Source organism: Larkinella sp. C7 (genome assembly GCF_006149005.1).
Lineage (GTDB): Bacteria > Bacteroidota > Bacteroidia > Cytophagales > Spirosomataceae > Larkinella.
The window spans coordinates 82,988-92,772 of sequence record NZ_VBSL01000020.1; the positions used below are offsets into that span (position 1 = coordinate 82,988).

Annotated in this window: 7 protein-coding genes; all 7 read right to left on the bottom strand. The window is 49.3% G+C overall.

Translation table 11 applies throughout. The annotated features are described in order from the left end of the window. Positions 1 to 116: 116 nt before the first annotated feature. A complete protein-coding gene (locus FH871_RS28815; protein ID WP_133299880.1) occupies positions 117 to 422 on the bottom strand; it encodes a hypothetical protein in 306 nt (101 codons plus the stop codon). Positions 423 to 541: 119 nt separating this feature from the next. Continuing rightward, the gene (locus tag FH871_RS28820) at positions 542 to 1,390 is read right to left on the bottom strand and encodes a dienelactone hydrolase family protein (RefSeq protein ID WP_229317678.1); all 849 of its coding nucleotides are present in this window, start codon (positions 1,388 to 1,390) and stop codon (positions 542 to 544) included. Between the two features lie 12 nt (positions 1,391 to 1,402). Continuing rightward, positions 1,403 to 2,680 carry a metallophosphoesterase gene (locus FH871_RS28825; RefSeq protein ID WP_138994885.1) on the bottom strand — a complete coding sequence of 426 codons (1,278 nt, stop codon included), beginning with the start codon at positions 2,678 to 2,680 and terminating at the stop codon, positions 1,403 to 1,405. A 70-nt stretch (positions 2,681 to 2,750) separates the two neighbouring features. Beyond that, on the bottom strand, positions 2,751 to 6,176 hold the full coding sequence (locus tag FH871_RS28830; RefSeq protein ID WP_138994886.1) for an efflux RND transporter permease subunit: 3,426 nt from the start codon (positions 6,174 to 6,176) through the stop codon (positions 2,751 to 2,753). Between the two features lie 60 nt (positions 6,177 to 6,236). Then, positions 6,237 to 7,367: an efflux RND transporter periplasmic adaptor subunit gene (locus tag FH871_RS28835; protein ID WP_138994887.1), complete on the bottom strand. Its 1,131-nt coding sequence runs from the start codon at positions 7,365 to 7,367 to the stop codon at positions 6,237 to 6,239. A gap of 48 nt (positions 7,368 to 7,415) precedes the next feature. Then, positions 7,416 to 8,714 (bottom strand): TolC family protein, encoded by a 1,299-nt coding sequence (locus FH871_RS28840; RefSeq protein WP_229317680.1) that lies wholly within the window; start codon positions 8,712 to 8,714, stop codon positions 7,416 to 7,418. 73 nt (positions 8,715 to 8,787) lie between these two features. Continuing rightward, positions 8,788 to 9,420: a TetR/AcrR family transcriptional regulator gene (locus tag FH871_RS28845; RefSeq protein ID WP_225309510.1), complete on the bottom strand. Its 633-nt coding sequence runs from the start codon at positions 9,418 to 9,420 to the stop codon at positions 8,788 to 8,790. Positions 9,421 to 9,785: the final 365 nt, after the last annotated feature.

A 9,785-nucleotide genomic window follows, 5' to 3' on the forward strand; every position in this document is an offset into this window, starting at 1 on the left:
GTACGTAAAAAACAGAAAGTTTTTTCTATTTCTCCCCGTTGATTTTAACTCATTTACCAGATCAATCTGGTTTAAAAACTAAAAAACCGCCCCTTTCGAGACGGTTTTTGAAGTTCTTACCGGGGTCCCCGGCTCCGTTGTGAACGATATCCATATTGCTGCGGAGCCCCGCGACGGTAGCTATTGCGGTATTGAGGGGCACGATACCGGCGGGGATGCGACTTGTAAACGACCCTCGGCGGAGGGGTTACAATAATCGGCGGACGACGGTAACCATACCGGTAGGGGCTATATCCATACCCGTAACTGGGTCCATAGCCATAATCGGTCCTGACGCCGACACCCACTGAGGGCGCACAACTGGTCAGTACGAAACCGATCAGGACAATCGCCAGCATTGAAATCAGATTATGCGTTTTCATGATGATAACAGTCTACAGGTTCACTTTATCAATGCCTGTTAGACTCGTTTGGTACACGTAGGTTTAACGCATAAACTGAAAAAGTTGTTCGTTTTCGGAGTCACCCCCCAAACCTGCAGCTAGACTTTTAGCTTGGTTTTCAGATAATTCAAGGTTATCTGGTACGCATCCGCCGTGGCTTCTTTGTTATAACCCGGATTGCTCGGATTGGCAAAAGCATGGGGCGCATCGTACATCTGGATGGTCGTTTGCTTGCCGGCTTCTTTCATGTTTTTCTCAAACTCGGCGACGGTTGCGGGCGGAATACCAGAGTCTTTAGCACCAAAAATGCCCAATACGTCGGTATTCAGCGTTTTCAACCGCTCCACGTTTTTTTCCGGTTGTCCATAATACATCACGCAACCAACGGTTTGCTTGCCGCCCAGGATGGCCGATTGCAGCGACATACCTCCACCGAAACACCAGCCGACACTGGCAATCTGCGCCTGTGGTCCTACGTAAGCAATGGCACCCTGCATGATCGCGCCCAGCCGTTCGCGCGGCACCTGCACCAGCTTGGAGGCTTCTTCGCGCGTGGTGGCCACTTTGCCATCGTACATGTCGACTGCCAGCACGTTGACATCTTTCAGGTCGTTGTACAATTTTTCGGCTTCCTGCTTGATGTAGTCATTCAGTCCCCACCACTCCTGATAGACGAGCAGCCATTTGTTGGACGGATTGGCCGCTTTGAGCAGAAAACCATTGGCTTCGGTACCATCCGACGTTTTGAATTTTATCATCTCACCGGCCGCACTCTGGTAGGTGAACGGGAGCGGTTCTTCGTGCAACATCACAAACGATTGGTTACTGGCCAGCAAAGCCATGTCATTCGACACCTGAGCAACAGGCTGGTCGCAGCAGGACGGAGCCTGGGCATACAAGGTCAGCGAGCCAAAAAGTCCGCAGGCCAGTAGAAAAATCTTTTTCATCATCAAGAAGGTTTATGCTTTTTTCAATTCAAAAATGGTGATTTCCGGTAAGATCCCGACCCGGCCCGGATAGCCCAAATAACCGTATCCACGATTCACATACAAATATTGTTCACCTTCCTGATACAATCCCGCCCATTGTTTATAGACGTATTGCGACGGGCTCCAGCGAACATTTCCGATTTCGACCCCAAACTGCATCCCGTGGGTGTGACCCGCGAACATGACGTCGATATCCGAAAATTGTGGCCGTACCTGGGCATCCCAATGGCTGGGATCGTGGGAGAGCAACAGTTTCACCGGAGAGTCTTCCGTTCCCTGGCGGGCCTTCTCCAGATTCCCGTATTTGGGCCACCGCCCCGAACCCCAGTTCTGGATACCTACTAAAGCGATTTTGTCGCCATTTTGTTCTAAAATGCGGTTTTCGTCCATCAACAGATCCCAACCGAGCAGTTTGTGAGCCGCTTTCAGGTTGTTCAGGTTTTGGGTTTTTGCCTGTGCATTCGGCCAGTTTACGTAGTCGCCATAGTCATGGTTGCCCAAAGTCGAATAAACACCGAGCGGGGCTTTCACTTTATTGAAGATGTCGATGTAATTCTCTACCTCATCCGCCGTGTTGTTGACCAGATCGCCGGTAAAAAAGACAACATCCGGTTTTTCGCGCAGCAGCATGTCAATGCCCCCCTTCACGGCCACTTTGTTGAAAAAACTGCCGGAATGTATATCCGAAAGCTGGGCAATTTTCATTCCGTCGAAACCCGACGGCAGGTTTTTGAGCGACAGCCGGATGCGCCGGATGCGGTAATCGTGTGCGCCGGAAACAATCCCGTACGTAAATGCCACCAGCGGTACGGCCCCCGCAATGAGGGCGGTTTTCATCAGAAATTCGGAACGCGGAATAACGTTCGTAGCCGGAATGTCGGGTTGCGACGTATCGTTAACGGCGGCCCGGATGTCGGGGCTGTAGAACAAGGAAGCCACCCAGCGCACAAAACGGCCCAGATCGTCCACGAAAATGAACAGGACGGCAAAAACTTTCGAAAAATAGGGAATCAGAATGGCCGTCCAGATAAAACCACGGGCCACCCGGCCAACGGCATCGGGCGGTAACAACTGCATGGTCAGGTAGGTAACGATGGTGACGCCCGTAAAACCCCAGTATAGCATCGAGACGATCCGTTGGGTGTTTTCGGTGGCCGACCGGGTGACGGTTTTGATGGCTTGAAATACGTACCAGTCAATGAGCAGTAGGATGGCGGATACGACAAAAAAAAGAACGATACGATTCATAATGGTGCATAAAGAAAACCCACAGCGTTAACAGACACTGTGGGTTTTTGGTTTACAGTTAGTACTCTTGTTATTCGTTTACCAATTCCGGCTCACGTTCCTTCTTCGCTATTCTTTCCTTGAATTTATCCCGGATCCGTTCGTTCACCCAGTACATACAGGGCACGATGACCAGCGTCAACACCGTTGAGAAGGTCAAGCCGTAGATAATGGTCCAGGCCAGGATGTTCCAGAATACGGCGCTGTCGCCCCCAATGATGATGTGCGGGTCCAGATTACGGAACAGCCCCACAAAATCGACGGTTAAGCCCACCGCCAGCGGAATCAGACCCAGAACGGCCGCCGAAGCCGTCAGCAATACCGGCGTCAACCGAATCCCGCCCGCGTCGATGATGGCCTGACGCAGCGGAATGCCGCGTCCGCGCAACTCTTCGATGAACTCGATCAGCAGAATACCGTTCTTTACCACAATCCCCGCCAGGGCGATGATACCGACCCCGGACATGACAACCGAGAACGTTTTGCCCGTCACCATAAAGCCCAGTAACACCCCGATCAACGAAAGAATAATCGTGAAGAAGATAATCAGCGGTTTTACGGCGGAGTTGAACTGCGTGGCCAGAATGAGGTAAATCAGCAACATGGCCAATCCGAAAGCCGACACCAGGAAGTTCATCGACTCCTGCTGGTCCTCCTGTTCGCCACCCATCCGGACGGTGTAGCCATTTGGCACTTCGGTATCAGTTACTAATTGCTGAATTTCCTGAACAATCTCGTTGGCATTGTAACCCGGCACCACATCCGAACTGAGCGTAATGACCCGCTCCTGATTGATCCGGTTAATCTGGCTGAAAGTCGTCGAATAGGCAATGTTGGCCACCGACTGAATCGGAACCTGACGAAGTTGCCCCCCCGCATTCATGTCGCGGTAAACAATGTTCAGACTCAACAGCCGTTCAATCTGGCTGCGGTCGTCCTGTTTCAGACGAACCATAATCGGGTATTCGTCTTTCGCATCCCGGAATTTTGATACTTCCGTACCAAACAAAGCCGTCCGAACTGCCAGCGCAATCTGCGACGACGAAATGCCTTCACGCTCGGCTTTATCGCGGTCGATGTTGATAACTATTTCCGGTTTATTGGTAATCAAATCCGACTTCAACTGATCAATGCCTTTGATGCCTGACGCGGTAATCCGTTGCCGAAGCTGTTTTTCCAGTTTTTGCAGGGTCGCAAATTCTTCACCGGCAATTTCAATGGCAATCGGTTTACCCGTCGGTGGGCCGCTGTTTTCGCGTTCAACGGAAATCTCGGTTCCCGGAATGCCCTGCATGGCTGCCCGAACTTTGTTCAAGATTGTTTCCGTTGAAAGCCCGTGCCGGTTTTCACCCTTAACAAACGCAATCGTCACTTTCGATTTATGCGGAGTAGCCGAGCGGTCGGGGTTGAAAGGATCACCCGCGTTTTTACCCACGTTGGCAATCACCGAGTTTACAATATCTGTCGCTTTATTCTCATCGAGTACCTTGAAGACCCGTTTCTCAATAATTTTTGTAACCGAATCCGTCACGCGCGAATCCGTACCAATCGGCATCACATTGTAGACGTACACGTAATCCGGATCACCGCTGGGGAAGAAAATTACTTTCGGCGGGAAAACACCCATCAGAAAAAACGTACCGACCAACAGCATAAATACCGCAACGATGGTCCAGATTGGTCGCCAACCCGTTAAGATCCATGAAATCAGCTTACGATACCCATTTTTCAAGGCTGGCAACAAACGTTCCTGAAACGGCACGATAATGCGGGGCGTCAGCACATAGTGATTGAACGCATACAAAATCAGCACAAACACGAACAAATTCCCAATGCCCCGGTCGATCACGTAGCCCAGGCCGGCCAAAACCGCCAGAATCAACAGCGGCCGACGAATCGTGGCAAAGCCCTGGTTGTCTTCGTGATTGTCCTCATCGTGCCGTTTCATGAACGTCACGGCAAAAACCGGGTTCATGACATAGGCGACAAACAGGGAGGCAAACAGGGTCAGAATGAGTGTTAAAGGCAGAAACTTCATGAACTCACCCACAATGCCCGGCCAGAACAACAGCGGGAAGAAAGGGGCAATGGTCGTCAGCGTTCCGGAAAATACCGGAATAAACACCTCGCCCGCAGCCGCTTTGACCGACTTCTTGATGTCCCAGTCTTTGTGCTCATTGAATAACCGGTGCGTATTTTCGATAACCACAATGGCATCATCCACCACCAGCCCCAGACCCAGCAGAAAACCAAACAAAACGATGGTGTTCAGCGTAAACAGGGTACCGACCGCCGGCCCAACGATGGGCATACAGACAAAAGCTACCAGTGCCGACAAGGGCACCGATAAACCGACGAAAATAGCGTCGCGAACACCCATGAAGAACATCAACACCAACACCACAAAGATGAAGCCCAACACAACCGTGTTGATCAAATCGTGAATATCGGCGCGGGTTCGTTCCGATTGGTCAGCCGTCACCCGAATATCGAGTCCGGCCGGAAACCGGTTTGCTTTGTATTCCTTAATGGTTTCTTCAATCTGGTCAGCGGCAGCAATCAGGTTGGCCCCCGAGCGCTTGATGACGTTCAATGTCACGACGGATTTGTTGTCCAGCCGGGCAAAATCCTGCTGTTCTTCAAAGCTATCCTGCACATCGGCCACATCGCCCAGACGAACCGTGGCACCCGTTGCAGTTCGGATCTGGAGATTTTGCAACTGCTTCATCTCACTAAACTCGCCTTTCACCCGCAACGTCCGGCGCACACCCGCCACATTCAATTCGCCACCCGACACGTTGATGTTTTCGCCCTGAACCGCCTGTTGAATGTCGAAAAAGGCCAAACCGGCCGATTGCATCCGGGGCAAATCCACATTGATCTGAATTTCGCGTTCCAGTGCGCCCACAATATCCACCCGGCTGATCTGCGGCATGGCTTCAATGGCGTCCTGCATGTCTTCCGCGTATTCTTTCAGCCGCTTGAGCGAAAAATTACCGGCGAGGTTGATGTTCATGATCGGAAACTCCGAGAAGTTCACATCCTGCGCTGTTGGCCCCGCATCCATTTTCTGGGGTAAATCCTGCTTGGCTTTATCAATGGCATCCCGCACCCGTTGCAACGCTTCCGGCACCTGAACATCCGGGTTAAATTCGACCAGGATGACCGACACGTCCTGCAACGCGTTCGATTTGATCTTTTTAACGCCCGAAATCGATTTTAACTGCTTCTCAATCGGCTTGTTAATCGTGTTTTCAACGTCGGCCGGAGCCGTTCCCAGGTAAATGGTGTTGACATAAATTTGTGGAACTTTGATGTCTGGAAACTGCTCTTTTGGCAGGTTATTGTACACAAACAGCCCGCCAATCGTGATGATGAACGTGAAGATGTAAATAGCCGTCCGGTTTTCGACGCACCAGTTGGTAAAACCGAGGGTTTTGTATTGTTCAAATTTCATGGCCTTGGTTAGATGGGATCGAAACCCGGATTGAACCGTAATCTGGGTTTCGATCTGTTTTTAGAAATTTATCTGTTGTCCATCAACTAACTCCTGATAGCCTTGCGTTATGAGCTGATCGCCGGAATTCAGCCCGGTGATAATTTCAACTTGTCCACCATAGCTTAACCCGGTTTTTACCGGACGGGCTTTGGCCACTTTTTTATTTCCTTCCGAAACCGCCACGTAGACCAGTTGGCCATTTTCCGTGTTTTGAACCAGATTTTGATCAATGACAATGGTTTTCGTTTTTGAAATATCGTTGATCTTTACCTGCGCCAGCATATTCGGTTTCAGGCTATTGTCCGATGGCAGCGGGGCTTCGATGCTGAACGTCCGCGATAATGGATCAACGGTTGTTGAAACGAAGCTGATGCGGGTGGTGAGTTCTTTGTTGATGTCCGGGAAACGAACAACGACGGCATCCCCTTTCCGAACGCTACCGGCATACGAGTCGGCTACTTTGGCGACCACTTTCAGTTGTGACAGGTTTACCACCCGCACAATGCCCATTCCCGGCATAGCTGTTTCACCGGTTTTTACATTCACCTGATCCACGATGCCCGAAATCGGCGAGGTCACGCTTGATTGCGACAATTGAACGTTCAACGTAGCCAGACGTTTCTCCAGCCCTTCTTTGTTGTTTTTGGCTTGCAGATACTGAATTTCCGTACCAATTTGCTGTTTCCAGAGGCTGGACTGTTTTTCAAAAACCGTGTTGGCTAACGACAATTGATTACGAACTTCCTCAACGGATTCGCGCAGAATCTGATCATCGATTTTGGCCAAAACCGTACCGGCTTTTACTGCATCGCCTTCCTTGACGTAAACCGCCGTTACGGCCCCGCCCGATTTCGGCGTTACCTGGACGTTATTCTTGGCATCGATCGTGCCCTGCAATTCCACAAAATGCTTGAACGTGGTTACTGATAAGGGCGCCACCACTACTTCTTTTACTTTTACCTGTTCAGCCTGGGCCGGATCCAGTTTGGCCACTTCCGACTCCAGTGCCTTGATTTTGGTAGTCAATTCAGTTTGCTGCGTTTTCAGATCGGCCAATTCCTGCTTTTTAGAAGCCAAATCAGACTTCTTTTCCGACGAGCAGGAAAGAAGTAAGGTGGTTGCCAATCCGATGATGTAGTATGCTTTCATAGGGGTTATCAATAAAACTGCTTTGAACAGTGTGAATGTGAAGGGAGATTACTGACCGGTGTACAATTTTCCTAAGGCTTTATCGAGATCGACTTTCGTGATCATATAATCCAGCAGCGAAGCGAAGTAATTGGTTTGCGATTCCCGAAAAGAGGTTTCGGCGTTCAATACTTCGATGTTCGAACCAACGCCTTCTTTGTATTTGATTCGGGTTACCCGCACGATTTCCTGTGCCAGATCCAAATTTCGTTTCTGGTTCTGGAGCGTTTGCAGATTATTCGACAACATGACGGTTGCCTGCCGGATTTGCAGATCGATTGAATTCTTGAGCAGTTCGCCACTTTGCCGGGCTTTATCGACGGTTATTTTCCGTTGCTGGGCCGCATAGCGCTTCTGAAACCCGTCAAAAACCGGGATATTCAGGTTTACCGAAATAGCCGCCGAATTGAACCATTGGGTAGTCCAGAAATCACCAAAACTGTTCCGGCCATTGTTATGCCCATACGTCGCGGCCGCCGTCAGGCGCGGATAATACTGCTTTGCAATGCTTTGCAGGTCCAAATCGGCCAGATTGATCTGCGTCTGCAAGGTCGAAAATTCGATGCGCTGGCCATAATCAAAAGCCGAATCCAAAACCGCTGCCCGATCCAGATCACGCTGACTGTAGGTCTCAATCCGATCTGTCAACTGAATGGGCGCGTTAATGGGCAACCCCATCTGAAACTTCAGCAGATAATAGCTCAAATCGACCAGGTTCTTCACATTCTGCCGTTCCGTTTTCAAGTTGTTTAACTGTACTTCCAACCGGTCTACATCAATTTTTTCGACAAATCCCTGGGTATTCATCGCCCGGGTTTCGCGCAACAGTGTATCGACCCGGGAAATATTCAAATCCAGCAGCTTCATGCGTTCTTCACTGACCAGAACCCCATAATAGGCCTTAGCGACCTGTTCGGCTACGTTGATTTTAGAAGCCGTAATGTTCTTTTGGGCCAGTTCGCGGTAGGTCGAAGCGGCTTTCAAACCAATTTTATACGAAGCATCAAAAAGCAACTGGTTTACGTTGGCCGAAACGTTTCCCTGAAGTTTAACACCAAAGGGAATGGCCGTCACATCATCTCCGCTGCTGCCACTACCGCCGGTTGAGTCGGCCGGAGCGCCAAAACCGCCCGCGGGAAAGATAAATTTCTGAATAATGGCATTATACGTAACCGTACCGGCTACATTGACCTGCGGCAAAGCGAGTCCTTTGACTTCTTTAATACGGGCTTCGGCACTCAGTGCATCCAACTGCGTATTTTTGACATTCAGATTTTGCTGCGTTGCAAAGTTGATCGCATCATTCAATGAGAACTCACGTGGGTTCTGTGCTACCGCCGAGCCGAAAAAACCGAGTGTCAGCGCTAAACTATAGAGAGGTTTACAAAGTCGTAGAAGCGGGGTCATTCTGGTGTTCTTTAACATATTGGTTGTAGATAAGGATTCCTTTTTCGGTAAGTATGCCGCGAACAAAATGATGCAGTAATTGAATCTGAACTTCTATCATGGCCGTTACGCCCCGGGGAAACACATCGGTGTCAAATGCCATGCGTATCAATTCCATTCGCAATCGGGCCATAATCTCTACATCGATTTCGGGTCTGTACAACGCCTGCTCAATACCCCTTTTCAAATTGTTCCGAATCGATTCGAGCAAAAACTTCTCTTTGAATTCCGTACAAACTTCCCACGCTCTTGGATAATGGCGCTGCACATCGATCCACAAGGCAGGATTCATTTCGGCTAAATGTTGCCGCATCATCTCCGACGCCAGCAGGATTTCTTCAATCGGGTCACGAGCCGTTGCCATGTAGCAACTTACGTTTTCGCGGTTTTTCTCCAGCCGATAGTGCATGACTTGGTACACAATGTCATCCTTATCGGTAAAATGCTGATAGAGTGTTTTCTTGGAGATACCAATATCCCGGGAGATATCATCCATGGTAATACTGCGGGTACCGAATTTCCAAAACAAAGCTTCAGCCTTTAACAGAATTCGTTCTTTGATCTCCAACGCTATAGGACTATTTTAAGCCATAAACGGAGGAAACTATTTTAAAGTTCATAGTTTCCTCCGTTTCTAATAGGCACTGGTAGTAGACAGGTATGACAAAGGTCAGTTTCTCTCTGATTTTTATCAATAATTAAGGCGTGAAGCGGCTGATTTCCCGGATGAACTATTGGTTTTTCAAAGACGAAAGGTAAATACCCGTTTTTCATTAGATTGGTTCTGGAGATCTATGAAAATTGGGCTTGGTAATCGAGGAAAATATTAAGTTACAATTCTACTAATAAATATGACTTTTTAGATATTCCTGTAAATATAGGTCACAAAAAAAAAGCTCCCCGCTAATGCGGGGAGCTTGGGTAATCTGTGGT

Excerpts from the sequence above, each read along its gene's own strand:
- FH871_RS28820 (WP_229317678.1), bottom strand. The coding sequence starts at position 1,390 with ATGAAAAAGATTTTTCTACTGGCCTGCGGACTTTTTGGCTCGCTGACC.
- FH871_RS28825 (WP_138994885.1), bottom strand. The coding sequence starts at position 2,680 with ATGAATCGTATCGTTCTTTTTTTTGTCGTATCCGCCATCCTACTGCTC.
- FH871_RS28830 (WP_138994886.1), bottom strand. The coding sequence starts at position 6,176 with ATGAAATTTGAACAATACAAAACCCTCGGTTTTACCAACTGGTGCGTC.
- FH871_RS28835 (WP_138994887.1), bottom strand. The coding sequence starts at position 7,367 with ATGAAAGCATACTACATCATCGGATTGGCAACCACCTTACTTCTTTCC.
- FH871_RS28815 (WP_133299880.1), bottom strand. The coding sequence starts at position 422 with ATGAAAACGCATAATCTGATTTCAATGCTGGCGATTGTCCTGATCGGT.